Annotated in this window: 23 protein-coding genes; 10 read left to right on the top strand and 13 right to left on the bottom strand. The window is 63.3% G+C overall.

Annotated elements, in window-relative coordinates:
* Positions 1-169: 169 nt before the first annotated feature.
* Positions 170-1,564, top strand: coding sequence for an FAD-binding oxidoreductase (locus tag AC3CB8_RS13455; protein ID WP_352562959.1), 1,395 nt, complete (start codon positions 170-172; stop codon positions 1,562-1,564).
* Between the two features lie 3 nt (positions 1,565-1,567).
* Here the strand turns inward: AC3CB8_RS13455 and AC3CB8_RS13460 are convergent, their stop codons facing one another.
* From AC3CB8_RS13460 to AC3CB8_RS13495, 8 genes are all read right to left on the bottom strand, one after another.
* Positions 1,568-2,368, bottom strand: coding sequence for an ABC transporter permease (locus AC3CB8_RS13460; RefSeq protein ID WP_023771157.1), 801 nt, complete (start codon positions 2,366-2,368; stop codon positions 1,568-1,570).
* Positions 2,365-3,198 (bottom strand): ABC transporter permease, encoded by an 834-nt coding sequence (locus tag AC3CB8_RS13465; protein ID WP_245273840.1) that lies wholly within the window; start codon positions 3,196-3,198, stop codon positions 2,365-2,367. The genes AC3CB8_RS13460 and AC3CB8_RS13465 overlap by 4 nt, the downstream gene beginning before the upstream one ends.
* A 35-nt stretch (positions 3,199-3,233) precedes the next feature.
* Positions 3,234-4,343, bottom strand: a complete 1,110-nt coding sequence (locus tag AC3CB8_RS13470) for an ABC transporter ATP-binding protein (protein WP_023771156.1) — start codon at positions 4,341-4,343, stop codon at positions 3,234-3,236.
* 76 nt (positions 4,344-4,419) lie between these two features.
* Entirely contained in the window at positions 4,420-5,445 is a 1,026-nt protein-coding gene (locus AC3CB8_RS13475; RefSeq protein WP_023782299.1) for an ABC transporter substrate-binding protein, read from the bottom strand.
* Between the two features lie 53 nt (positions 5,446-5,498).
* A complete protein-coding gene (gene araD1, locus AC3CB8_RS13480; RefSeq protein ID WP_023771154.1) occupies positions 5,499-6,497 on the bottom strand; it encodes an AraD1 family protein in 999 nt (332 codons plus the stop codon).
* Positions 6,498-6,530: 33 nt separating this feature from the next.
* Positions 6,531-7,310: an SDR family NAD(P)-dependent oxidoreductase gene (locus AC3CB8_RS13485; protein WP_023782297.1), complete on the bottom strand. Its 780-nt coding sequence runs from the start codon at positions 7,308-7,310 to the stop codon at positions 6,531-6,533.
* An 11-nt stretch (positions 7,311-7,321) separates the two neighbouring features.
* On the bottom strand, positions 7,322-9,049 hold the full coding sequence (locus AC3CB8_RS13490) for an IlvD/Edd family dehydratase (protein WP_023771152.1): 1,728 nt from the start codon (positions 9,047-9,049) through the stop codon (positions 7,322-7,324).
* Entirely contained in the window at positions 9,046-9,846 is an 801-nt protein-coding gene (locus AC3CB8_RS13495; RefSeq protein ID WP_352562960.1) for a FadR/GntR family transcriptional regulator, read from the bottom strand. The genes AC3CB8_RS13490 and AC3CB8_RS13495 overlap by 4 nt, the downstream gene beginning before the upstream one ends.
* 52 nt (positions 9,847-9,898) lie before the next feature.
* On the opposite strand from AC3CB8_RS13495, the gene AC3CB8_RS13500 reads away from it, so the two are divergent.
* Positions 9,899-10,828: an aldose 1-epimerase gene (locus tag AC3CB8_RS13500; RefSeq protein ID WP_352562961.1), complete on the top strand. Its 930-nt coding sequence runs from the start codon at positions 9,899-9,901 to the stop codon at positions 10,826-10,828.
* A gap of 179 nt (positions 10,829-11,007) precedes the next feature.
* Here AC3CB8_RS13500 and AC3CB8_RS13505 read toward each other — a convergent pair whose 3' ends face one another.
* On the bottom strand, positions 11,008-12,291 hold the full coding sequence (locus AC3CB8_RS13505; RefSeq protein ID WP_023771149.1) for a D-tagatose-bisphosphate aldolase, class II, non-catalytic subunit: 1,284 nt from the start codon (positions 12,289-12,291) through the stop codon (positions 11,008-11,010).
* Positions 12,288-13,241: a tagatose kinase gene (locus tag AC3CB8_RS13510; protein ID WP_352562962.1), complete on the bottom strand. Its 954-nt coding sequence runs from the start codon at positions 13,239-13,241 to the stop codon at positions 12,288-12,290. Before AC3CB8_RS13510 ends, AC3CB8_RS13505 begins: the two co-directional genes overlap by 4 nt.
* Before the next feature lie 259 nt (positions 13,242-13,500).
* Between AC3CB8_RS13510 and AC3CB8_RS13515 the strand changes: the two genes are divergently transcribed.
* Positions 13,501-14,535, top strand: a complete 1,035-nt coding sequence (locus tag AC3CB8_RS13515; RefSeq protein ID WP_023771147.1) for a LacI family DNA-binding transcriptional regulator — start codon at positions 13,501-13,503, stop codon at positions 14,533-14,535.
* On the opposite strand, the gene AC3CB8_RS13520 is transcribed toward AC3CB8_RS13515, so the two are convergent.
* The 3 genes from AC3CB8_RS13520 to AC3CB8_RS13530 all read right to left on the bottom strand — a co-directional run bounded on the left by AC3CB8_RS13520 (position 14,523) and on the right by AC3CB8_RS13530 (position 17,728).
* Entirely contained in the window at positions 14,523-15,476 is a 954-nt protein-coding gene (locus AC3CB8_RS13520; RefSeq protein ID WP_352562963.1) for an alpha/beta hydrolase, read from the bottom strand. The two genes, AC3CB8_RS13515 and AC3CB8_RS13520, sit on opposite strands and share 13 nt — an antisense overlap.
* A gap of 77 nt (positions 15,477-15,553) precedes the next feature.
* Positions 15,554-16,702: a Gfo/Idh/MocA family protein gene (locus AC3CB8_RS13525; RefSeq protein WP_352562964.1), complete on the bottom strand. Its 1,149-nt coding sequence runs from the start codon at positions 16,700-16,702 to the stop codon at positions 15,554-15,556.
* A gap of 264 nt (positions 16,703-16,966) precedes the next feature.
* Positions 16,967-17,728, bottom strand: a complete 762-nt coding sequence (locus AC3CB8_RS13530) for a DeoR/GlpR family DNA-binding transcription regulator (RefSeq protein ID WP_352562965.1) — start codon at positions 17,726-17,728, stop codon at positions 16,967-16,969.
* Positions 17,729-17,890: 162 nt separating this feature from the next.
* Here AC3CB8_RS13530 and AC3CB8_RS13535 point away from each other — a divergent pair, with 162 nt between their 5' ends.
* The 7 genes from AC3CB8_RS13535 (at position 17,891) to AC3CB8_RS13565 (ending at position 24,974) form a co-directional block, all read left to right on the top strand.
* Positions 17,891-18,691: a beta/alpha barrel domain-containing protein gene (locus tag AC3CB8_RS13535; protein WP_023771143.1), complete on the top strand. Its 801-nt coding sequence runs from the start codon at positions 17,891-17,893 to the stop codon at positions 18,689-18,691.
* A 3-nt stretch (positions 18,692-18,694) separates the two neighbouring features.
* A complete protein-coding gene (locus tag AC3CB8_RS13540) occupies positions 18,695-19,645 on the top strand; it encodes a PfkB family carbohydrate kinase (protein WP_352562966.1) in 951 nt (316 codons plus the stop codon).
* Between the two features lie 88 nt (positions 19,646-19,733).
* Entirely contained in the window at positions 19,734-20,879 is a 1,146-nt protein-coding gene (locus AC3CB8_RS13545; RefSeq protein WP_023771141.1) for an ABC transporter ATP-binding protein, read from the top strand.
* Between the two features lie 110 nt (positions 20,880-20,989).
* On the top strand, positions 20,990-22,237 hold the full coding sequence (locus tag AC3CB8_RS13550) for an ABC transporter substrate-binding protein (RefSeq protein WP_023771140.1): 1,248 nt from the start codon (positions 20,990-20,992) through the stop codon (positions 22,235-22,237).
* A gap of 119 nt (positions 22,238-22,356) precedes the next feature.
* The gene (locus tag AC3CB8_RS13555) at positions 22,357-23,253 is read left to right on the top strand and encodes a carbohydrate ABC transporter permease (protein ID WP_023771139.1); all 897 of its coding nucleotides are present in this window, start codon (positions 22,357-22,359) and stop codon (positions 23,251-23,253) included.
* A gap of 6 nt (positions 23,254-23,259) precedes the next feature.
* On the top strand, positions 23,260-24,102 hold the full coding sequence (locus tag AC3CB8_RS13560) for a carbohydrate ABC transporter permease (RefSeq protein WP_023782289.1): 843 nt from the start codon (positions 23,260-23,262) through the stop codon (positions 24,100-24,102).
* Between the two features lie 50 nt (positions 24,103-24,152).
* Complete coding sequence (locus AC3CB8_RS13565; RefSeq protein WP_023771137.1) at positions 24,153-24,974, top strand: sugar phosphate isomerase/epimerase family protein; 822 nt, start codon at positions 24,153-24,155, stop codon at positions 24,972-24,974.

A 24,974-nucleotide genomic window follows, 5' to 3' on the forward strand; every position in this document is an offset into this window, starting at 1 on the left:
GCCGGCGTCACCTGAGGCGGGTCGATATCGCTTGCACGACAAGCGGGCGCGAATAGGATCGGCCGGCTGCAATTCAAGGGATGGCGAGCGTGCTGGACAAGGATACTCATCGGGCCATCCGGTTGTTGGACGCTGACGATGCGCCTTGTCACGCAGGCGGCTGATCCGGATGTCGCCTGAAACACAACGGCTGCTGTCCGCGCTTGGCAACAGGCTGGGCTCGGGCGGCATGCTCGCCGGCTCCGACGTGGACCAGCGCTACCGCGATGATCCCGACGGCAAGCTCGGCGCGCTTACCGAAGCAGTGCTGCGCCCGCCCGATACCGAGGGTGTCGCGGCGGCACTCGCCATATGCAACGCTCTTGGCCAGCCGGTCGTCGTCCAGGGCGGTCGCACCGGGCTGGCCGGTGGCGCGCGCGTCCAGCCGGGCGAGATCGTGCTGTCGCTGGAGCGCATGACCGGCCTTGCCGCCCCGGACCGTCAAGCCGCCACCATCGTCGCCGAAGCTGGCGCGACGCTGCAATCGGTGCAGGAAGCGGCAGACGGCGCCGGGCTGATGTTCGGCGTCGATATCGGCGCGCGCGGCTCCGCCACGGTCGGCGGCAACATCGCCACCAATGCCGGCGGCATCCGCGTGCTGCGTTACGGCATGTACCGGGCACAGGTGCTGGGGCTGGAGGCGGTACTTGCCGATGGCACGGTGCTGACGTCGCTCAAAGGCCTGCCCAAGGACAATTCCGGCTACGACCTCGGCCAACTCTTCATAGGCGCGGAAGGGACGCTTGGCGTCGTCACCCGCGCCGCGCTCCGGCTGCATCACAAGCCCGCATCGGAGGTGAACGCCTTCTGCGCGCTGCCTTCGCTCGATGCCGCGATCGTCCTGCTCGGGCTGCTGCGGCAAAAGCTCGGCCCGCTTTTGTCCGCCTATGAGGTCAATATCGCGCCGCTCTATGACGTCATGGTCGCCAGCATGGCCATGCCGGCGCCGCTTCCGGCTGGCTCACCCGTCTACGTGCTGGCCGAAATCCAGGGCAGCGAGCCAGAACGCGACGGCGAGCGATTCGCCGAGGTCTTGATGCAGGCGGTCGAGGACGGCATCGTCGACGATGTTGTCGTCTCCCAATCGCCGCGCGAATTCCGCGCGCTGTGGGATGTGCGGGAGGACGCCAACCGCGTTCTGTTTTCGATGAAAGGCCTGATCGGCGTCGACATCAGCATCCCGTTGGCGCGAATGGGAGCGTTCCTGCAAGAAGCGGATGCCGCCATCCGCGCGGTCGATCCCGGAGCCGACATCTATGTCTTCGGCCATCTCGGCGACGGCAACCTGCACTATCAGGTGCTGACGGTGGATCCGGCGGCGGCCTACGGTATCATCTATCGCGGCGTGGCGGCGGCCGGAGGCGGCGTGTCGGCCGAGCACGGCATCGGCCTCGACAAGAAGCAGTGGCTGAATCTGGTGCGCAGCGACGCCGAGGTCGCCACGATGCGGCGGCTGAAAACGGCGCTCGATCCGAAGAACATCCTCAATCCCGGACGAGTCTTCGACCTTGACCCAACCGCCTGAAACTCAGCTACGTTCCGTCGCCATTTGCCTGGGAATGAGAAAACGGGCGGCGAGCACGCAGAGCAGGACGGTGAACATCAAGATCAGCGCCACCAGCGCGTTGATGTCGGGCGAGAAGCCAAGCCGCATCATCGCCCACAGCCTGACCGGCAGCGTGCTTTGCGTGCCGGTGACCAGGATGGTGATCATCGTCTCGTCGAACGACAGGGCGAAAGCCAGGATGGCGCCGCCGACCATGGCGCTCGACAGGTTCGGCAGTATGATGCGCCAGAAGGTCTGCCAGCCGCTGGCGCCGAGATCGTAGGAGGCTTCGACCAGCGTGCGGCTCATCGACTGCAGCCGCATCAGCACGGTGCGGTAGACGATCGCCAGCACGAACACGGTGTGGCCGATGACGACCGTCAGCAGCGAGCGTTCGAGGCCGATCTCGCGGAAGAAGATCAGCAGCGCCAGGCCGCTTATGATAGGCGGCATCAGGAATGGCAGGAAAATGATGAACTGCAGAACCGAACGTCCTGAGCGGCGGCTGTGATAGTAGAGCGCCAGCAGCGTCCCGCTGACCACCGACAGGATTACGGTACAGACGCCGACGATCAGCGTGGTGCGCAGCGCGGCCAGAATCTCATGGTTTCCAGCCAGCGCCACATAGGTCGAAAGGGTCGGCGACGACCAGTCGACATTGCCATGTGAAATGGTGAAGAACGACGACACGATCGGCACGAACAGTGGGCTGTAAAGCAGCACAGCGACCAGCGTCGTAATCGAGGCCAGGAAGATGGTGGAAGGCCGGGGCAGCGCGCTCATACCGACGTCCCCCGGCTGCGCCCGAACCGTTCGCCAATGAGAATGGCGGCGATCACCACGATCGCAAGCGCCACCGATAGCGCGGCGCCGAACGGCCAGTTATAGGCCGTGCCGAACTGGCTGTAGAGGATGCGGCCGAAGGTGAAGCCGCTGATCCCGCCGACCATCTGGGGCGTCAGGAAATCGCCGATCGCCAGTACGAAGACGAAGCTCGCCGCCGAGGCGACGCCGGGCAGGCTGAGCGGCAACGTGATGCGCAGGAATGTCTGCAGGCTGCTGGCGCCCAGGTCATCCGAGGCGCGCAGCAAGGTTTGCGGAATCCGCTCCAGCGACAGGAAGATCGGCAGGATGGCGAACGGGATCAAAAGCAGGCTCAGCGTCAAAAGGATGGCGTTCATGTTGAAGACGAAAAGCGTCGATGGCTGATCCAGGATGCCGAGCGCCACCAGCGCCTTGTTGAGGAAGCCGTTGAGTCCGAGGATGCTGCGGATCGCGTAGATCTTGATGACGTAGCTCATCAGCAGCGGCACCAGCAGCAACATCAGCAGGGCGTACCGCCACCGCCCTTTCAGCGTCGTCAGGAAATAGGCAGCTGGATAGGCGAGAAGGATACAGATGACGGCCACCGATACGCACAGCACGATGGTGTTCCAGAACACCGGCAGAAAGATCGGATCGGTGAAGAACCTGATATAGTTGCCGAGGGTCGGTGCATGGACGATCGTACCCTGGTCGACGCTGAAGAAACTGTAGACCAGGAAGATCGCCAGTGGCACGAGGACGAAGATAACCGGCAAGACGAATGCCAGCGCCGTGACCAGCTGCGACAAGCGCCGCTCCTCGGAAGATGTCGAGCCAGCCGCGCTCATGCCAGCACCAGATGGCCTTCATGCGGTGCAAAGCAAAGCGAGACCGTTTCGCCTGACTTGAGAGCACTGCCGTCGATCCGGCTCGGCATGCGCAGCCGCAGGCGCAGGCGCAGCGCGGCATTGTCCGCACCTGCCGTGATCGTGGCGACGGTCGATGAACCGGCAAAGGCCAGATCGGCGATGGTGCCGGAAAAGCGGTTGCCGCCGTCCTTGGTGTCCGCGAGATGCAAGGCTTCGGGGCGGAACGCCGCGAAAGCCTCGGCGCCATCCGGCGCGATCTTCAGATGCGGCTGGTCGCTGATCGAGCAGACCAGCCGTCCGAGTGCCGTCTCGATCGGTCGTTGCTCGCCTTGCACCGGACCGAGTTTTCCAGCCACCAGATTGTTCTCGCCGAAGAAGCGCGCCACGAATTCGCAATTCGGCTTGTAGTAGAGCTCATGCGGCGTGCCGAGCTGGCGGATATGTCCGGCCTGCATGACGCAGATCCTGTCGGCCATGCCGATCGCTTCTTCCTGGTCGTGGGTGACGAACAGGAAGGTGGTCTTGATTTCGCGCTGGATGGATTTTAGGAACTCCTGCATCTGCCGGCGCAATTCGAGATCGAGTGCCGCCAGGGGCTCGTCGAGCAAGATCAGGCGCGGCTGGCAGATCAGCGCCCGGGCGAGCGCGACACGCTGGCGCTGGCCGCCGGAAAGCTGTGCCGGAAAGCGCTCGGCGAAACGTCCGAGCTGGACCAGATCGAGGGCTTGCGCCACGCGGCTGGCGATCTCCTTGCGCTTGATATGGCGCACCGAGAGCCCATAGCCGACATTGCCGGAGACGGTCATATGCGGGAACAGCGCATAATCCTGGAACACCGTGTTGAACGGCCGCTTGTTGATCGGCATGCGGCTGATGTCCTGGCCGTCGAGCCGGATCTCGCCTGACGTCAGTGGCTCAAGCCCGCCGATCAGCCGCAGGACCGTGGTCTTGCCCGAGCCTGATGGCCCAAGAACGGTCAGGAACTCACCGTCCCGGATCGACAGGTCGATGTCGTGCAGCACGGGAACCGTGCCGTAGGATTTCGAGACGGACCGCAGCGTCAACAGGTCGGTGTTCTGGCTCATGGGATATTCTCGCATACGCTTCGGCGGTCCGGAACGTCCGGACCGCCGGGTCCTTCGAAGTCAGGCTTGGAAGGGATCAGGGCGTCGCCTTGACCTCGTTCCACAAGTCCGAACGCTTGAGCGGATCCTCGACATTGTTGAGCCAGACCAGCTTGTCGTTGCCGCCGGCGCTGCTCGACTCGACCACCGTGTTGCCGAATCCGGTGCGCTCGGAAAGCGCGCCGCTGACCTTCTTCGTCAGCATGAAGTCGATCCACTTCTCGGCCGCGGCATTGTCGCGGACGCCCTTGGAAATGACCCAGTTGTCGAGCCAGGCAAGCGCGCCTTCGCTCGGATTGACGTAGGCGACATGGGCGCCGATCTTCTGCAGTGCCTTGACCTGCTGCTGGCCATAATTGGCCCAGATCAGCGCAACGTCATTGTTCTGGTAGATCTGCTGCGCCTCGTCGGCGGTGGTGTAGAAGCTCAGCACATTGCGCTTGAGCTCGACCAGCTTGGCCTTGACCGCCGCCATTTGTTTTTCGTCGAGGTTGAACGGATCCTTGTAGCCGAGCGTCAGCGCGGTGAACGAGAAATTGTGCTCGCCATTGTCGTAGGCGAGGATCTTGCCCTTGTAAGCCGGATCCCACAGGACGGACATCGAGGTCGGCGCCGGCTTGACCTTGTCGGTGTCGTAGATCAGCCCGATGGAATCGAAGCAGAACGGAATACCGTAGACCTTGCCGTCCTTGGTGTCGCCGCTGACCTGAGACAGATCACGGAAGCGCGGCAGCACGTCCTTCTGGTTCGGCAGCTTGGTGATGTCGATCGGCGACACCAGATCGGCCTTGATGTAGCGCTGCAACTGGGCGGTATTGACCGCGAAGACGTCGAAGTCCTGCCCTTCGCTGCCCTTGATCTTGGCCCAGATTTCGTCATCGCTGCCGATGAAGACTACATCGACACCGATGCCGGTGGCGGCGGTGAAGTCCTTCACCCAATCCGGGTCGGCATAACCGTCCCAGGCCAGCACGCGAAGGTTCGCGGCCAGCGCCGCCGACGTCATCAGGCCGATGCCGAGCCCGATGGTCGCTAGTCTCAGAAACGCTTTCTTCAGTCCCATTTTTAATCTCCCATTGTCATTCTGGTGGACCGTAATTTCCGGGGCTATCGCCGTCACAGCTGGGTGACGGCAACCAGTCCCTCGTCCGGCACCGACACCATCCGGTTGCGCAGCGGCTTGCCGAATGTCTGTGCCTGGATTTCATACTCGTCCCCGGAAGCCGTCTTGACGCCGGAGGCGTAGCTCATCACCGCCGCTCCGAAGAAATAGGCGTGCAGGTCGCCCGCCCTGCGGTGCATCGGGTAGCGGAAATGGAAGTGTTCGAGATTGGCGATCGAGTGCGACATGTGCGCTTCGCCCGACAGGAATTCCTGTTCCCAGATAACAGTGCCGTCGCGCAGTATGCGGGAATGGCCGCGCACTTCTTCGGGCAGGTCTCCGATCAAAAGCTCCGGTCCGATCGAGCAGGAGCGGAGTTTCGAGTGGGCGAGATAGAGGTAGTTCTCGGCCTCCGTCACATGGTCGGAATATTCGTTGCCCAACGCATAGCCGATGCGATAGGGGCGGCCATCCGGCCCATTGAGGTAAAGGCCGACGATCTCGGCCTCTTCCGCGCCGGCTTTCGCGAATGCAGGCATCGGCAGATCGGCGCCAGGCGGCACGACACAGGTGCCGACGCCCTTGAAGAACCATTCTGGTTGAATGCCGATCTTGCCGGCACCGGGCTTGCCGCCTTCCAGGCCCATGCGGAAGATCTTCAGCGAATCCGACTCCTCGGCGTCCTCGCCATGGGTCAGCACATGCATCTTGTCGCGCGCGGCGGCACTTCCGGTGTGAGTGAGGCCGGTGCCGGTGACCAGGAACCGCGCCGGTTCCGGATGGTCGACGGGAGCGAGCACGCGGCCATCGCGCAGCAGTTCGCCATAGTCGATCGTGGCCGCGCCCGTCCGCTTCTCGACCAGCGCCGCGATCGACGCACCCTGCGCGATCGCCGCTTCGGCGAGCTCCAGCACGGTGCTTGTCTTGTCGAGTGGATGCAGGCGATCGCCGTCATCGGAAACGAGGCCGACCCGCCTGCCGCCGTCGATCGTTATGTACTGAACAAGACGCATGAAATACCCTTCTTCCCTAGAGGCCGTACGGGGTCACACCCAGCCGGCGTCAACGATGAACTGCTGGCTCGTGCACATCAGGCTGTCGTCGGCGGCGAGGAACAGCGCCATGCGCGCAATGTCGGATGGCTGCAGCCGGTCGGGCAGGCACTGCCGCTCCGCGATCTGGCGTTCGCCAGCGGGGTTCAGCCACAGCCGCATCTGGCGCTCGGTCATCACCCAGCCCGGCACCATGCAGTTGACGCGGATGCGCTCGGGGCCGAGTTCGCGGGCCAGCGCCCGCGTCATGCCATACACCGCCGCCTTTGCGGTCACATAGGCAGGGCAGTCGGGATCGCCGACCATCCAGGTGATGGAGCCGAAATTGATGATCGAGCCACCGCCATGCGCACTCATCTGTGGACGCACCGCCTGGGCGGCGAAGAACTGGTGGCGCAGATTGACCGCCATGCGGTCGTCCCAATAGGCCACCGTGACGTCTGTGGTCTGGTGGCGGTCGTCATTGCCGGCATTGTTGCACAGCGCCTGGATCGGGCCGTTGTGCCGCATCGCCTCGACGGTCGCCGTCTGCAACTGCTCTACATTGCGCAGGTCGCAGGGAATGAACAGCGGCGCGGCACGCCCTTCGGCCGCGATCGCATCGACCAGGCGCCGTGAAGGCTCCTCGGCCAGATCGACGAAGGCGACGCGGCTGCCTTGCGCGCAGAAATGGCGCACCAGGCTTTCGCCGATGCCGCTGCCGCCACCGGTTATGAACACGCTGCGGCCCTTGAGGCTGGGGTAGGTCGCGTAGCTGCCGATCTGATCAGTCATCGCGCGCCTCTCTAGTGGGAATGCCGGGGTATGCCGGCATCGCGCCGGCCGACGAGAAAGTCGAAGTCGCAGCCCTTGTCGGCCTGCAGCACGCGCTCGACATAGAGGCTCTGGTAGCCACCCTGCGGCGGCTCCGGCGGCTTCCAGTCACGGCGGCGGATCGCCAGCTCTTCATCCGAAACCAAAAGCTCGAGACGGCGGCCGGCGACGTCGAGCTCGATGAGATCGCCGTCGCGCACCAGGGCCAGCACACCACCGGCCGCGGCCTCCGGCGCAACATGCAGCACCACCGTGCCGTAGGCGGTACCGCTCATGCGCGCGTCCGAAATGCGCACCATGTCGGAGACGCCTTCTCTGAGCAGCTTGGCCGGCAGCGGCATGTTGCCGACCTCTGCCATCCCGGGATAACCGCGCGGTCCGCAATTCTTCAGCACCATCACCGAGGAGGCGTCGATATCCAGCTCCGGATCGTCGATGCGGGCATGGTAATGCTCGATGTTCTCGAAGACGACGGCCTTGCCACGATGCTGCATCAGTTCGGGCGTTGCCGCGGACGGCTTGATGACCGCGCCGTTGGGAGCCAGGTTGCCACGCAGGATCGAGATGCCGCCCTCCTTGGTCAGCGGCTCGCGCAGCGGCCGAATGACCTCACGGTTGTAGTTGGGCGCGCCGTCGATCAGTTCACCGATGGTCTTGGCGCTGACGGTCATGGCGTCGCGATGAAGAAGCCCCGCTTCATCAAGCGCCGCCATGACCGCAGCTAGCCCCCCGGCATAGTAGAAATCTTCCATCAGGAACCGACCCGACGGCATCAGGTCGACAATGGTTGGCACGCCGCGGCCAAGGCGGTCCCAGTCATCGAGGCCGAGATCGACACCGACCCGGTTGGCGATGGCGATCAGATGCAGCACCGCGTTGGTCGAGCCGCCGATCGCGCCATTGACGCGAATGGCATTCTCGAAGGCTTGCCTGGTAAGGATCCTTGCAATCGTCACGTCGCGGTGGACAAGATCGACGATCTGCCGTCCGGCCAACTGGGCAAGCACGCCTCGGCGCGAATCCACCGCCGGGATCGCGGCGTTGTCCGGCATGCCGATGCCGAGCGCTTCCACCATGCTGGCCATGGTCGAGGCGGTGCCCATCGTCATGCAGCTGCCGGCCGACCGGCTCTGGCCCTGTTCGGCGGCGAGGAAGTCGGCGACCAGCATGCGGCCGGCCTTGACCTCCTCGGCGAATTTCCAGACATGCGTGCCCGAGCCGATATCCTGTCCGCGGAACTTGCCGTTCAGCATCGGTCCACCGGAGACGGCGATGGTTGGCAGGTTGCACGAGGCAGCCCCCATCAAGAGCGCCGGCGTGGTCTTGTCGCAGCCAACAAGCAGGATGACGCCGTCGATCGGATTGCCGCGGATGGATTCCTCGACATCCATGCTGGCCAGGTTGCGAAACAGCATGGCGGTGGGGCGCATGTTGCTCTCGCCGAGCGACATGACAGGGAATTCCAGCGGCAGGCCGCCAGCCTCGTAGACGCCGCGCTTGACGTGATCGGCCAGCGCCCGCAGATGCGCATTGCACGGCGTCAGTTCCGACCAGGTGTTGCAGATGCCGATCACCGGCCGGCCGTCGAAAGCGTCGGCGGGAATGCCCTGGTTTTTCATCCAGCTGCGGTGCATGAAGGCGTTCTTGCCTTCACCGCCGAACCAGGCTTCGGACCGCAATTTGCGTTTGGTCTCGGTCACGATTGCAGGCCCCGCTCGTTGCGGTGTTTGTTGCGGTTCTCGACGCTGCGGCGCACGTCATCCTCGGCATTGTCGATGAGCACCAGCAATGCCTTTTGCGCGCCGGCGGCGTCGCCGGCGGCGATCTTCTCGGCGACTTCCCGGTGCAGCGGCAAGGAATGGCGCTGCCCTTCCGGATTGTCGTTGGAGAGGCGAAAGCTCATTACCAACGCGGTCTCGACCAGTGCGGCCAGCGAGCCGATCAGCTCGTTGCCGGTCATGCGCAATATGGTCTGGTGGAACACCAGATCGGGCTTGGCGAAGCGGTCGCCGTCGTCGCTCAGTGCTTCCATTTCGGCCAGCGCTGCGTGGATCTCGGCGATCTGCGCCGGCGTCGCGCGCTGCGCGGCAAGGGCCGCCGCCATCGGTTCGATGGCGCGGCGCAGTTCAAACAGCGCTCGCACATCCTCGGCACTGACCCCGCCGGCATAGCGCCAGGACAGGACGTCGGGGTCGAGGAAATTCCAGTCGGCGCGAGGACGCACCCGCGTGCCGGTCTTCGGCCGCGATTCGACCAGCCCCTTGCCCGCCAGCACCTTGATCGCCTCGCGCAGCACTGTGCGGCTGACCCCCAGCATCTCGCTGGAATCGTCGGCATTGGGCAGCGCCTCGCCGGGCTGGAAGTCGCCCTGCACGATGCGCAGCCCGATCTGCTCGACGACGGTGGCGTGCAGCGCGGTGGAACCGCTGGAAACCGCGACCGCGGCCCGTGACGTGCGGACCGTAATGAACGATTTTCTATTCTTCATACTATTCATATGATATGTCTTATAACCGTGGCGATTGGAGTCAAGGGATTGGGGAGTGCCGATGACAGAAAATTCCTTTGTGGCCGTCCCTCCGCACACGGAACTGGTCTCGATCAGTGATGGCATCGCGACCGTCGAAGTTGCTTCCGCCGCTGGTGGAGCGCTGGCTTCGTATCGATGGTGGCGGGATGGCTCCGCCGTGGATTGGCTGCGTCCGGCCGAGCCAACGGCGATCGGTCGCCGCGATCCCGGCGCCATGGCCTGCTTTCCGCTCGTGCCCTATTCCAACCGCATAAGGAATGGCCGCTTCGATTTCGCGGGACGCCCCATTCAATTGCCGACGGCCTCGGACGATCCACACCATGAGCACGGCCATGGCTGGCGTCACCCATGGACGGTCGTGAGCCATGAAGCGCGCATGATCGTCCTGCGCTATCGCCACGCCGCCGATTCCTGGCCGTGGAGCTATGAGGCAGAGCAAGCGATCTCCCTGGCCGACGGCAGGCTTTGCTTGACCATTGCCGTGCGCAACCTGTCGGACGCACCGATGCCGGTCGGCCTCGGTTTCCATCCTTATTTCCCGTCGACACAGTGGACGCATGTCCAGGCACGGGTATCAGGCATGTGGGAAAACGATGCGGAGGTGCTTCCCATCCGCCATGTCCCGCCGCCCGTGGGGGCCCATCCATCCATCGGCTTTGACGTATCGGAAGTGGACTTCGATACGGTCTTCACCGGATGGACGCGCCGCGCCCGGATTACGTGGCCCGAACACGGACGGCAGCTGGACATCGAGGCCGAGGCGCCGATGGACTTCCTCGTCCTCTACACGCCGCCGGGCGAACCGTTCTTTTGCGCCGAGCCGGTCAGCAACATCACCGATGCTTTCAACCGGATGGGCGACAAGGAGATCGACACCGGCTGCATTGTGCTGGCCCCTGGCCAGAAACAATCCGCCAGCGTCCGCTTCATACCGTCGCTGGCTGTTTGATCTTCCGCGAGCGAGGCCTCAATCGTCACCCAGCGCAAATCGGTGCATTCGGCGATCGGGCCTTGCCGCCGAAGCGACCATAGCCGGAGCCCTTGACGCCGCCGCTGACGCGCAGCGCGGTCTGGAGTTGCGCCGTACCAACGGGCGCCCTGCTCCTGGTGCCGCAGCCATGACGGGGATCAGCCGGTAGCGCTGGCATAGATGTCGAGAACGTCCGTCACGCCTGCGATGAGGAGTTCCCTGGCCTTTGGCGTGACGGATCCGCTCGCCACCGCGCTATCGAGGCGGCCGAGATACTGGCTGATCAGGGGTGAGGGGATGTCACGCTCGCCCAGCGCCTGCATCAGCGCGTTCACGGCCTGCCGCGCCGCCGACGCGGGCCAGTAATAGCGGATGCGGTCGCTGTAGGAAAAATGCCGCTCGATCCGCTGCTCGGCCTCGGCGCCGTGATAGTAACTCTTCCAATTGCCGGGCGCCGCCAGCATGACGCGCTCCATGGCCGCCGGCAGACTTTCCCTCGATGGGTCGGGAACCAGAATGTCGGCGATGTGGCCCAAGCCGTAGAGGGCTTCGCGCAGCGCGAAGGTCAGCCATGGCCCGACCTTGAGTATGGCAAAACCGTCGTCGACCAGTGCGCTCAACGCCGCAGTGGGCTGGTAGTCGGTCGAGTGGGCCTCGAAGACGAATTGCGGCAGGTCTCGCAGCGTGCCAGCAAGCGCCCGGGCGCGTTCCGGCCGGTAGGCGATGACCTCGGCATTGCCGAACTCGACGCCCGGCTGCACGACGACGCCGATCGCCCGCGAGAAGGCTTGGTCGAGGCGGCGCCGGCTGAAGGCATCGCGGTGGATGCGAACCGTCTCACCCGCGGCCTCCGGTGTCGTCACCGCCAGATGGTCCATCGCCTCCTGTGCGCCGCCCGGCACCGGCACTTCCGTGCCGATGACATAGACAGGCCTGGTGCCGCCTGTTCGTTCAACCGCGGCCTCCGCCACCTCGGCCAGTTCGGCGGCGCGCGCGGCGATGGTGGCGTCGGGCGGTGCCGCACCTTCGCCGGCGCAGCCCATGCTGGCGTCCAGGTGGATCTTGGTGAAGCCGGCCTCGGCATAGGCATCCACCATGCGTGCGGCCTTTTCCATCGCCTCCGGCGCCGGCAGGTGCTTCCAAGGATTGGGGCCCAGATGGTCGCCGCCGAGCACCAGCCTGTCCAGGGGAAAGCCGGCCTTGCCGGCGATCGTCTCGACGAAGCGGCGGAACTCGCCCGGTGTCATGCCGGTATAGCCGCCCTCGTGGTTGACCTGGTTGCAGGTGGCCTCGATCAGCACGTCGGCGCCGCGCGCCTTGCCGTGGCGCAGCGCCGCTTCGACGACCAGCGGATGGGCCGAGCAGATCGAGGCGATGCCACAGCGTTCGCCGGCCGCACGGCGCGTGGCGATGCTAGCCAGTCGACCGGTCGCCTGGCTCATGCCGGTGCTCCGGTCCGGGCGGTCTCGATGAACGCCTCGACGGTGGCGAGCGACGCGATGCCTTCCATTGGTCCCTTCTTCGTCACCGCCAGCGCGCCGCAGCCATTGGCTATTCGCAGCGCCTTCTCCGGTGCCTCTCCACGCAGCCAGAAGGAGACGAAGGCTGCGGCAAAGCAGTCTCCGGCGCCGGTCGGATCGATTTCCTCGACGACGAAGCCGGGTAAAGCCGTGCGCCCCGACTGGTCGTAGTGAACGGCGCCCTGCGCGCCCTTCTTGACGACGATAGTGGAGATGCCGCGGTCCAGCATTTCGCGTACCGCGCTTTCCTCGTCGGTTGCCTCGGCGAAGGTGAAGAGTTCCGCCCCGCTCGGCAGGAACACGTCGGTCTTTGACAACACGAAGTGCAAGGCGTCGCGCATGCCCGGTAGATCGAGCATCTCCTTGCGGATGTTGGGGTCGAAAGAGACGGTGCCGCCGCGCGTTTTGACGGCTTCGATGCCGTTGCGGGCAATTTCGATCACCTCGGGCGAGAACAGCGATGTACCCATGACGTGAAAATGGTCGGCGCCGGCCAGCAGCTCGCGCGCCTCCGCGCCCATCTCGATCAGGCCGGCGGCACTCTGCTTGATGTTGTAGACGAAGTGTCGGCTGCCATCGCTCTCATAGGTGACGAAGGCGGTTCCGGTCGCGGCGCCCTGATGGACGGTGATGGCCGAGATGTCGGCGCCGTCGGCACGCAGGCGCTCGATGTTCAGATGGCCGAAATCGTCGTCGCCCACTGCCGCGATCAGCCCCGCCGGCTGGCCGAGCCGCGCCGCCTGATCGATGAAGATGGCGGGAGCGCCTGACGGAAACGGGCCGACCAGCGGGCCGGGAGCGCGAAAACTCTGGCCGATCCGCTCGGCCATGATCTCGACCAGGATCTCGCCGGCACAAACCAGTTTCTTCATGTCCTCACCATCTGCCGGACGGACGGCCTCCCCTTTGGCCAGAACTTTCTTTGCCCGTGCATGTTCAAAACCTAAATTGTCGTTTTCGGAGCGTCAATAAACAATTTGACGTGCGCAATGCTTCTGCGTTGTACTGGAAACATGAAAATTTGACTGAATAAGTTCGCTCAAGCAATGCTGCCTCACCGCGACGATCGCAAGACTGATTCTGGCCAGAGCGTTAAGGCTGGCATCGAGGATAAGGGGGCCTGAAACATAGATGGCGGAAAAGACCCACCGGACGATGGATGATTTCGCCAGGGCGTCCGGCGTTTCGCGACCGACCCTGTCGAAGTATTTCGACGATCCGGCCAGCGTGAAGCCGGCGACACGGGCGCGCATCGAGGCGGCGCTTAGTTCGTCCGACTATCAGCCGAATGTTTTTGCCCGGAATCTCAACCGCAAGCGCACCCGTAATGTCGGCATCGTCGTACCGGCGATCACCGATCCCTTCTACGCCGAGATGGTCAGCCGCATCGAACGGCGCTGTCGCGACGAAGGGTTTTGGCCGATCGTCATCTCCTCGCACGGTTCGCCGAAGCTGGAGGCGGAATCGGTCAGGACGCTGATGTCGCTGAAAGTAGCCGGCGCCATCGTCGCGCCCTTGGGCTTAGTCTCCGAACCCGGCGTCTTCGAACGAATGAGCGAGGACATCCCGATCGTCTATTTCGACACCTATATCGAAGGCGACACACCATTCGTCGGCAATGACAACCACCAGAGCACCTCGACCATCGTCGATTATCTCTGCCGGTCCGGCGAACCGCCTGTCTATGTCGACATCCCGCACGTCAACCACAATTCGGGCGAACGCCTGCAGAGCTATATCGACACGATGCAGGCCGCGGGCCTGGAGCCCACCGTTCTCAAGGCGGCGGGCGACTATAGCTGGGACTTCGAGCGCATCGGCCACGAATGGATGGACAGGACGCTCGAGAAAGGCGGTCTGCCGGCCCGCACGCTGCTCTGCGCCAATGACCGTCTCGCCTTCGGTGTGATGGCGGCCGCCTTTTCGCGCGGGCTGAAGATCGGCCGCCGTGCCGATTGTGATTTTCGGGTCGCCGCCCACGACGATCATCCGCTGAGCCGCTACACCTGTCCCGCGCTGACCACCATGGCACAGGACTTCGCCGCCATGGCCGGCCGCAGCGTCGAGATCCTGCTGGCGTTGCTGGACGAGGCCGATCCACCCGGCCATGATCTGGCGCGCAACGTCAAGCTTGGCGCGACCCTTGTGATGCGTCAGTCGGCCTGAGTGATCGGCTCCGGCGTCTGCAGGCGGAGCCAGGCCGCCGCCTCGCTTGCCGTTTGCCGCGCGGCCAGGATGTGGCGGCCCATCGAGACGAAGCCGTGGATCTGACCCGGCCAGTGTCGCAACACCAGCGGCACTCCGTCGGCGCGCAGGCGCTCGGCATAGGCCGTGCCTTCGTCGGCAAGGATGTCGTGGCCGGCGATCACGACGAAGGCCGGCGGTGCACCGGCGAGGCTGGAGGCCAGCAGCGGCGATACGCGCCAATCCGCGATATCCTCGGGCGTTCGCACATAATGATCGCGGAACCAGGCCATGGTGGCGGCGGTGAGTCCGAAGCCGTCGCCGAAACGCCGGTAGCTGTCCGCCGTCTGGCGGGCATCGGTGTTGGGATAGATCAGGATCTGGGCGGCGAGCGGCGGCGCCAGCCTGTCGCGGGCAAGCAATGCCAGCACGGCGGCAACGTTGCCGCCGGCACTGTCGCCGCCGACGGCAATGCGGGTCGGGTCGATTCCGAGTCCTCCAGCAGCCGTGAAGCGCAGCGCTGTCGCGCAATCGTCTAGCCCGGCGGGAAACTTGTGCTCCGGCGCCAGCCTGTAGTCCGGGCAGATGACGACGGCGTTGCCGAGATTGGCCAGCCAGCGGCAGATCTCGTCATGCGAGGAGAGATTGCCGATCACCCAGCCGCCACCGTGGAGATAGAGCACCGCGCGCGCCCCGGTCCGCGGCGTGCCGATACCGCGATGGATGCGGATCGTCACCGGGCCGTTCGGCCCGTCGATCTGCCGCTGCTCGGTTGCCGCGACTGGCTCGTGCTCGCCCTGCAGCGTCGGGAACGAAGCGTTGTACGTGGCCCGCGCCGCCGCGACACTGCCGTTCTCGAAGGGTTCGCCGCCGGCGGCACGGCCGATTTCCAGGGCACGCAGCGCATCTGGGTCGAGCGTCATCGTTATCTCCGTCAAAGCAATTCCAGGAAAAGTGTGCAGCGGTTTTCCGTCCGGAATTGCGTGAAAACATGGAACGCTTAGGCGAGCAGGCCGCGCGCTTCGTCTTCGCCGAGCAGGGCCGGCTGGACGACGTCACCTGTTATGGCGACCGAACTTTTCGTCTCGCCCGAATGCAGGATCGCTTCCATGATCTCCAGCACATGCAGCGCCAGATTGCCGGAAGCGCGGGGCGTCGCGCCTGTCTGTAGCGAACGCACCAGGTCGGCGACGCCGAGCATGCGGTAGTTGGCGCGGTCGGGCGCCGCGTAAGGCCAGTTGCGGGCGCCGTAGAGTTCGCCTTCGCTGGCGAAATCCTTCCAGTCGGCGCCGCGTTCCGACAGCGACACCGTGCCGCCGAACGTATCCGGGTCGGGCAACCGCAGCGAGCCTTCCGTGCCGTGCAGTTCGATCGGATGGTTGGAATGCCTGAAGACATCCCATGACGCGCCGAAAGTGACGGTCGCGCCGGAACGGAATTCGAGCAGCGACAGCACATTGGTCGGCGTGCCGACCTTGAATGTGGTGTTCTTGAACGGCCCTTCGGCCGATATCAGCCGTTCCTCCTGGCCCCTCGTCGCCATCGCCATGACGCGCGCGACCGGGCCCAGCAGGTTGACCAGCATCGTCAGATAGTAGGGACCCATGTCGAACACCGGGCCGCCGCCCGGCTGGTAGTAGAATTGCGGATTGGGATGCCAGTGTTCCATGCCGCGCCCCATCATGAAGGCGGTGCCGGTGACAGGGCTGCCGATGGCGCCCTCATCCATCAGGCGGCGCGCTTTGCGGCCCGCTGCGCCAAGGAAAGTGTCCGGAGCCGAGCCGAGCAGCAGGCCGCGTTTGGCCGCCTCCGCCACCAGACGGCGGCCATCGCTGGCCGAGGTTGCGAGCGGTTTTTCAGTGAAGACATGCTTTCCCGCCGAAAGGGCGGAGAATGAAATGTCGAAATGCGCCGCCGGAATGGTCAGGTTGAGGACGAGGTCGATCTGTGGATCGGCCAGCAGCGCATCGACTCCAAGGGGCCGGATGCCGTATTCCTTGGCCCGCAGCGCCGCCATCTCGGCTGAAATATCGGCGCAGGCGCGCAATTCGATGCCGCCGAAAAGCGCGGCATTGCGCAGGTAGGTCATCGAGATGTTGCCGCATCCGATGACACCGATGCCGAGTTTGGCTTCTGATTTTGCCTGCATTTTCCGTCTTACCTCCCAATGCGATCATCTGCCTGATCTCTCGCGACGGTGCCGGATCGCGCTCGAAATGGCTATACAACATTTTAAATATTGACGCGCGTAAAATTTTTATGGAACATGCGTAAATGCTGCCGGAGCATCGGGAGGCTGCTGGCCTTGGGAGGAGAAAATGACGGACATGAAAAACGGCCGATCGCGGGCGCCAAAGCCGGTGGGTCATTCGCGCGTCGGATATTTCGAGGGCGCCCAGCTACCGCGACGGGTTCAGGCATAGATCACCGTGGCCCCGATCCTATCAAGCTCGCTGCGTATTGTACCGGGCAGGCCATCGTCGGTGATCACCACATCGACGCCCGACAGCGAAAAGGCCTTGGAGGTCCCGCTGACGCCAAATTTGCTCGAATCCGCCAGGAGGACGACGCGCCGGGCCATGCGCACTAGGATTCGCTTCGTTCGCGCCATGTCTTCGTTCACGTCGACCACATCCAGTGACGAGTCGATCGCGTGCGCTCCGACAAAGACCTGATGCGCTACCAAGCCGCCGAGAGCCGTGTCGGCATCGGTAATCAGCGTGCTCACCGTGTCTGGATAGACCCGGCCACCGATCATGTGAACGTCAAGCCCAGGCCGATGCATCAGATGCTGAACGATATTCATCGCCGTGGCCGCGACCACGACGTTGTTGAGCGGCGGTAACTGCATGGCAACCTGCATCAATGTCGAGCCGCCGTCGAAGATGACCGACTGGTTGTCCTCGAACAGCTCTACCGCTGCCCGGGCGATGCGTTTCTTCGCATCGAGGTTGGTTTGCATCCGGCGGGCGAACGCGGCCGTGGTCGAATCCGTGGTCCGGGTCACCGCCCCTCCACGGGTCTTGGTCAGCAGTCCCTTGCGGTCCAGTATCTCGAGGTCGGAGCGCACCGTGACTTCCGACACGCCAAAATCGTCTGACAGGTCCTTGATGCGAACCTGTCCGCTGCGTTGCACCTCACTCAGGATCGATTGGCGTCTCTGCTCTGACAACATTGCCTTGTCCTTGCCTCCATCTGCCAAGCAACCGCCCTGGCCTCGGCTCACTCTACCGAAAATACGCGAATTCGAAAGATTTCGAAAGATTGCATTTATTCTTTCTTTCGAAAACACTGGGTCCAGCATTTGGAAATCAATCGACTGGAGAATTTTGCACTCATGAGCCTCGGAACCCAGGTGCGCCTTGCGCGCCTCTTCTCGCATCCATCGGGCAATCTTTTCGGCGGCGCGGTCGACCACTTTGTCGGCTATGGCGACGTGCGCAAAGGAGGTCTTGCCGATCTGCCGGGCGCCCTGGCTCGCGTCATGGTGGGCAAACCCGACTATGTCAGCATCCAGCCTGGCACAGCGCGCCATCTATGGCCGCAATACGCGGGCAAGGCCTGCCTGGTGATCCAGGCCGGCTGCTTCACCCCGGACGATCGCATCAGTGAGCTGATCGCAACGCCCGAGGATGCCGTGCGCGCCGGCGCCGATGCCTTGGCCGTGGCCATTCCGGTACGCGGCGCGACCGAGGGCAAATACATACGCTGGCTGACCGATTCGGTGAATGCAGCGGCCCGCTACGGCATGCCGGTAGTCGCGCATATCTACCCTCGCGATTTCACCGACGGGGCAAAAATCGTCTTCACCCCCGACGAGATCGCCTATGCGGCGCGCATCGGCTACGAGTCCGGCGTCGACGTGATCAAGATCGGTTACACGGGCGATTTCGAATCGTTCCGAGAGACCGTTCGGACCTGCCCGGTGCCGGTTGTGATCGCGGGTGGCCCGAAGACAGATACGCTGCTCGGCGCCCTCCAGCAGACGGCGGACGCCATCCGTGCCGGTGCGCGCGGTGCCGTGGTGGGCCGCAATCTCTGGGGGCATGGCGATCCGGAGAAGGCAGCGATTGCCTTTCGGGGCGTCATCCATGACGGCCTTTCGGCGCAAGACGCCCTGGCAAGGGCGGGTGCCTGAACGATGCCCGCCGTCTCTTCAATCCTCGGCTTCGGAGCTATTGCGATCGACGACATCGTCTATGTCGATCAGCCGTTGTCGGCGGGCAAGGGGAAGGTTCTGCAAAGCGCCCGGGCTTTCGGCGGAAATGTCGCGACGGCCCTTGCCGCCGTCGCGCGGCTCGGCGGCACCGCCGGGTTCGTCGGATGGCTGGGCAGTGCCGCGGACGATGCCGTGCTGTGCGATCTCGTAGCGAGCGGCGTTGAAACTGCATTCGCGCCGCGCCACCCGCACGCCCGCCCGGTGCGCTCGCGGATCACCGTCGGCTCGGATGGCGAGCGGTTCATCGCCTATGACGACGAAGCGATGCTGGGCACCGCTCCGGACTTTCCGGACGAGGTCCTCAGCCGCGCGACAGTCCTGATCATCGATAGTTACGCGATCCGGTCGCTGGATGTCGTGGCACGGGCTCGCGATCTCGGCCTTGCGATCCTCGGTGATATCGAATGGAGCGCCGGCCCGGCCACCGAGAGGCTGATCGCGCTCTGCGACCATCTCATTCTTCCCCTGGGCTTTGCACAGACCGCTACGGGCTGCAGATCGCCGGCCGAGATGCTCGATGCATTGTGGTTGCCGTCGCGGTCCGCCGTGGTTCTGACGGATGGCGGCAGGGGCGTCTACTACCGCGGACGCAACGAGGCAGGGCTTTGGCACTTGCCTCCGCACCGGGTTGCCGTCGTCGATTCGACCGGCGCCGGCGACTGCTTTCATGGCGCCTATGCGCATGCACTGGCGCGCGGAGCCGACACCGCGGGCCGGGTCGCGTTCGCGGCCGCGGCGGCGGCGCTGTCGATAACGGGTCGGGGCGGGCGCGAGGCGCTTCCGACCGGCGCCCAGGTCACGGAATTATTGGCATCGGCGAACGCTCCGTCGGCGGTCGGGCTGAAATATGCGCGGCACGAGACCGGAACATAGGCTGGAAAGATCCGAGGAGACGTTTCGCAGGCAAAAAATGGCCACGAATAATCAAAAATCAGTGGCTTGGACTTGTGGAGGGAGGAAGATGGCAGAAGTCGTTCTTGAGAATATCTGCAAGACCTACGGGAACAATTTTCGAGCGATCGATCAATTGAACCTGGCGGTCGAGGACGGCGAGTTCTTGATTCTCGTCGGGCCGTCGGGCTGCGGCAAATCCACCGCGTTGCGAATGATCGCGGGATTGGAGGACATCACCAGCGGCAGCCTGCGGATCGGCGGCGTCGACGTCGTCGATATGCCGCCAAAGGACCGCGACATCGCGATGGTCTTCCAGAGCTACGCGCTCTACCCGCATATGACGGTATTTGAAAACATCGCCTTTTCGATGCGTCTGGCAGGCAAGCCGAAGGCCGAGCGCAAGAAGCGCGTCGACGAGATCGCCAAAACCCTTCAGCTAACGTCGCTGCTGGACAGCAAACCCGCGAACCTTTCAGGCGGACAGCGTCAAAGGGTTGCCATGGGCCGTGCCATGGTGCGCGAGCCGGCGGCCTTTCTCATGGACGAGCCGCTTTCCAATCTGGACGCGAAGCTGCGTGTTCAAATGCGCGCCGAAATCACCAGCCTGCAAAAGCAGCTCGGCGTCACGACCATATACGTGACCCACGACCAAATCGAAGCGATGACGATGGGGGACAGGGTCGCGGTGTTGAAAGGCGGTGTGCTGCAGCAGGTCGACACACCCAAGAGGCTCTATGAATCACCGGTGAACGCCTTCGTTGCCGGCTTCATCGGCTCTCCTTCGATGAACCTTTTCGAGGCCACGCTGAAGGGCGACGAACTGACGTCCGCCGCCTTCGCCATCCGGCTGCAGGAGGCAGCCTTCGTGCGCAGGCCGGGCTTGCGGTCTTATGCCGGGCGCAAGGTCGTGTTCGGGATCCGGCCGGAGGATCTCTATGACAGCAGTCTCGACTCCGGGCGCAAGTATCAGACGATACCGGCAAAGGTGACCTCGATCGAGGAACTCGGCTCCGAACAGATTGTCCACCTGAACATCGACGCGGTCCGGGTGGACTCCGGCGATCCGGACGCGGTGGACGATTTTGGCCTGGCATCGAACGCGGTGGCGAGGTTCGAGCCAATCAGCGCCGTCCGCTCAGGCTCGGAAATCCGGTTGGCGGTGGATGATGCCAAGTTCCATTTCTTCGATCCCGAGACGCATCTGGCGATCTGAAGAACCCCGGCAAGGCCCGCAGGCGAGGGCGAGGCGCCTGCGTAAGAAGACTTCTGAATAACCAGACGATCGGCAGCATTGTGCGGTCGATCCCAGAGAAGGAGGAGAAAATGATGTTTCGTATAAAACCCGCGATGCTGAAGATGGCCGCGGCCGCATGGTTGCTTGGTGCGACCGGCGCCATGGCCGACACGACGCTGGAATTCACCCAATGGTGGGAGCCCGAACTGCCGGCCGGCTCGCTCAGGGCAATCATGAATGACTTCGAGGCCGCAAACCCCGGCATCAAGGTGACACTGGTCAGCGGCCCCTATGCGACGACGCGAGACCAAATCTCGGTTGGTGCCGCAACCGGAACGCTGAGCGACGTCGTCGGTCTTGACGGCGCCTGGGTGAACAATCTGAATGCGCAGGGTGCGCTGGCCGACATGAACCCGCTGATGGATGCGAGCAAGTTCGACAAAGCCCAGGTCGCGGATATCATCAAGGTGGACGGCAAGGCGGTGATGTTCCCGGTCGCTTCGTTCGTCTATCCGGTCTTCGTGAATTTGGACCTCGCCGCCCAGGCAGGCGTGACCAAGCTGCCGTCGACGCGCGCGGAATTTCTCGAAGCCGCCAAGAAGATGACGCACGCCGACAAGAACCAGTATGGCTGGGTGCTGCCTCTGTCGCTGCAAACGCCGTCCGGTGTCCAGAACGACATGATGTCGTGGGTCTGGGCTTCGGGCCAATCGATGATGGCGAACGGCAAGCCCGACCTCGAGGGCAAACCGGTGGTGGATATGCTCACCTTCGTCAAATCGCTCAACGACGCCGGCACCATCTCGCCCGGCATTGCCACCAAGACCGAACAGGAAAAGGTCGAGGAATTCGTCAACGACCGCGTCGGGATGATGATCGACTCGCTCGCCCATGTGAACCTCATCCGCAAGCGTAATCCCAAGCTGAACTTCGACCTAATCCCGGTCCCGGTTGTGGAGAACTATACCGGAAAGCGCGGCCTTCCCTATGCCTCCTGGGGTATCGGCATCTCGGCGGCCTCGAAACATCAGGAGGAGGCCTGGAAACTCGTCCAGTATTTAATGAGCGAAAAGGTCAACGCCAAGCTCGTTTCGCTTGCCAACGCCTTCCCGGGCAACGTCAACGCCAAACCCGACTTCGTGACATCAGACAAGGCTTTCGGCAAGGCTTTCGAGATCTTCAAGACCGGCTACCTCGCCAACGAGTTCACGGGCCTGCCGGTGGCTGAAGACCTGATGACCCAGTTCGACGTGCAGGCTCAAAAGATGCTTGCCGGCGAGCAAACGCCGGAAGAAGCGGCCGCTGCCGCGCAAAAGGGCTGGATGGCGAAATTCTGATCGTCGTCCTCCGCTCTTGCGGCCCATTTATCGGTTGGCCTGCCATTAGGCGGGCCAGCCGGCAAATGACGACTCTGAATGGTATTTGAAGCTCATTTCTCTGTCGCGAGGTTGGCACCATGACCCAGCGGAAGCGCTCCCATCACAAGCTCAAACGAGCTGTGGCGCCCTATCTCTACCTGTCGCCCTCGCTGCTCATAATCGGCCTTTTGATGCTGTTGCCGATGGCGACGGTGATTGCCTACTCGTTCCAGAACAGCGCGGTGCTGCGTCGTGATCCATCCTTTGCCGGGCTAAAGCACTACCAGGCGATCTTCGACGATCCTGTGTTTTGGGCTTCGCTGTGGCATACGCTCTATTTCACCTGCATGAGTGTCGTTTTCCACATGACCATCGGCATGGTCTTCGCGCTCATGCTGAACAGCGACCGCATCAATCCGACGTTGCGCAATGTCTTGCGCGTGCTCTACATTCTGCCCTGGCTGTTCACGGCGGTGATCATCGCGGTGATCTGGCGCCTGCTGCTCGAGCCGAATGGTGTCGTGAACAGCATTCTCATGCAGTTGGGCTTCATTGGTTCCAAGGTCGAGTGGTTTTCCTCGCCGCAGACCGCGCTGCACGCCGTCACTTTCGCCAATATCTGGGCGGGCTATCCGCTTTTCATGGTCAGCCTGCTCGCAGGCTTGCAGGGCATTCCCAAGGATTTCTACGAGGCCGCCGATATCGACGGGGCGAAGGCCTACCAGAAGCTGATCTTCATCACCATTCCGCAGCTGATGCCGATCATCATCAGCATCTCGCTGCTCGACTTCATCTGGACCATGCAGGTCTTCCCGTTGATCTGGATAACGACGGGCGGTGGTCCGATCTACTCGACCGAGGTGCTCAGCACCTACACCTACAAGCTGGCGTTTTCGAGCTACAACCTGTCTCAAGCGTCGGCGAGTGCCGTAGTCATCCTGTTGATCTCTCTGGGCCTGACGCTGTTCTATATTCGCTATCAGCGGGCTAGGTAGGACGCCATGAGAAGACGAAACACCGGCAAAGACAAGCTGATCACCGTCGCGCTGCATATTGCTCTTGCGGCAGGGCTGTTCTTCGCGGCCTTCCCGATCTATTGGATGCTCAGCAGCTCATTCAAGTCGAATACCGAAATCTTCGCTTTGCCGCCAACCATCCTGCCGAAGGCCTTCACCCTGGAAGCCTACGCGGCCATCCTTGGCGACCCGGTAAAGCTGCGCTTCTTCTTCAACAGCTACTTCGTCGCGGGAGCGGTGACCGTGCTCACGGTGCTGATCGCCTTGCTGGCGGCCTATGGGTTCAGCCGCTTCAATTTCCGTGGCAAGGGCAGCCTGAACACGCTCATCATCAGCACGCAGACGATACCGCCGATCACGCTGCTGATCCCCTTCTTCGGGCTTGTCGTCTCATACGGTATCTTCGACACCTATGTCGCATTGATCCTGACTTACCTGGTGTTTACGCTGCCCTACGCGATCCTGCTGATGACGGGATATCTGAACACCTTGCCCCGCGATCTCGATGAAGCGGTGGCTGTCGATGGCGGCACCAGTTGGACAGCGCTTTGGCGGGTCATCGTCCCGATTTCACTGCCTGGTATCGTGGCGACATCGGTCTACACATTCCTGTTGTGCTGGAACGAATTTCTTTTTGCGCTGACGCTGACCAAGTCGACGTCCATGCGCACCGTGCCGATCGGCATCCAGCTGCTGATGGGGCAGCACGCCTTCGAATGGAACCAGATGATGGCAATGAGCGTGCTCGGCTCGCTACCCTTGTTGCTCATCTACCTCGTTGCCCAGAGGTACTTCCTCGCCGGCATGACCGCGGGTTCGGTCAAGTAGGATGTCGCACGGACAACTGATGGAACAGATCGGTATCAAGGAATGAAAGGATGAACGTGAAAGACCTCAAAGTCGGCTGCCAGACCTTCACCTGGGAAATGCTCGGAGACCGGTTCACCGGCGGCCCCGACGACCTGTTGAAGGCGATCGGCGATGGCGGCTATGCCGGCATCGAGATCACCGACACCATGATCGGCCACTATGGCGGCAAACCCATCGAGTTCGCCGCCGCGCTGAAGTCGTCCGGTCTGGCGCTCGTATCGTTCGCCTTCGGCTCCAGGAGCGGCTTCACGCTCAAGGACGGGATCGGCACCGATCTCGAAACCGCCAGGCGCTGGATCGATTTCGCCGCCGCCTTTCCGGGCGCACTGGTGTCGATGGGCTCGGCCACCGTCGTCTCCGACGGGCCGCGCGACGGCAAGTTCGCCATCGCCGCGGAGGTCTACAACAAGGCCGGCGAGATCGGCCGCAAGGCGGGTGTCCAGGTGGCGGTGCATCCGAGTTCGCACCACAACACGCTGCTGTTCGACCGTGCCGACTATGACGCGATGTTTGCCTTGCTCGATCCCGGTCTGGTCGGCTGGGTGCCGGACACCGGCCACATCCTGCGCGGCCACAAGGACATGGCCGACACGCTCTCCACCTATCGCGACCGCATCCGCTACATCCATTTGAAGGACGTCGACGCCAACGGCTCCTGGGCGATGCTTGGCCAGGGCGTCTGCGACACACCTCAAGTGATCGAGATCGCCGGTACCGCGCCGAACTTCAACGGCTGGCTGGTGCTGGAAGAAGAATCCGACACCGCCGCCGCCGATCCGGCCGGCGCGGTCAAGACCAACCGCCAGACCATGCGCGGCTACGGGGCCTGA

The sequence above is a fragment of the Mesorhizobium sp. P160927 genome (assembly GCF_057766385.1).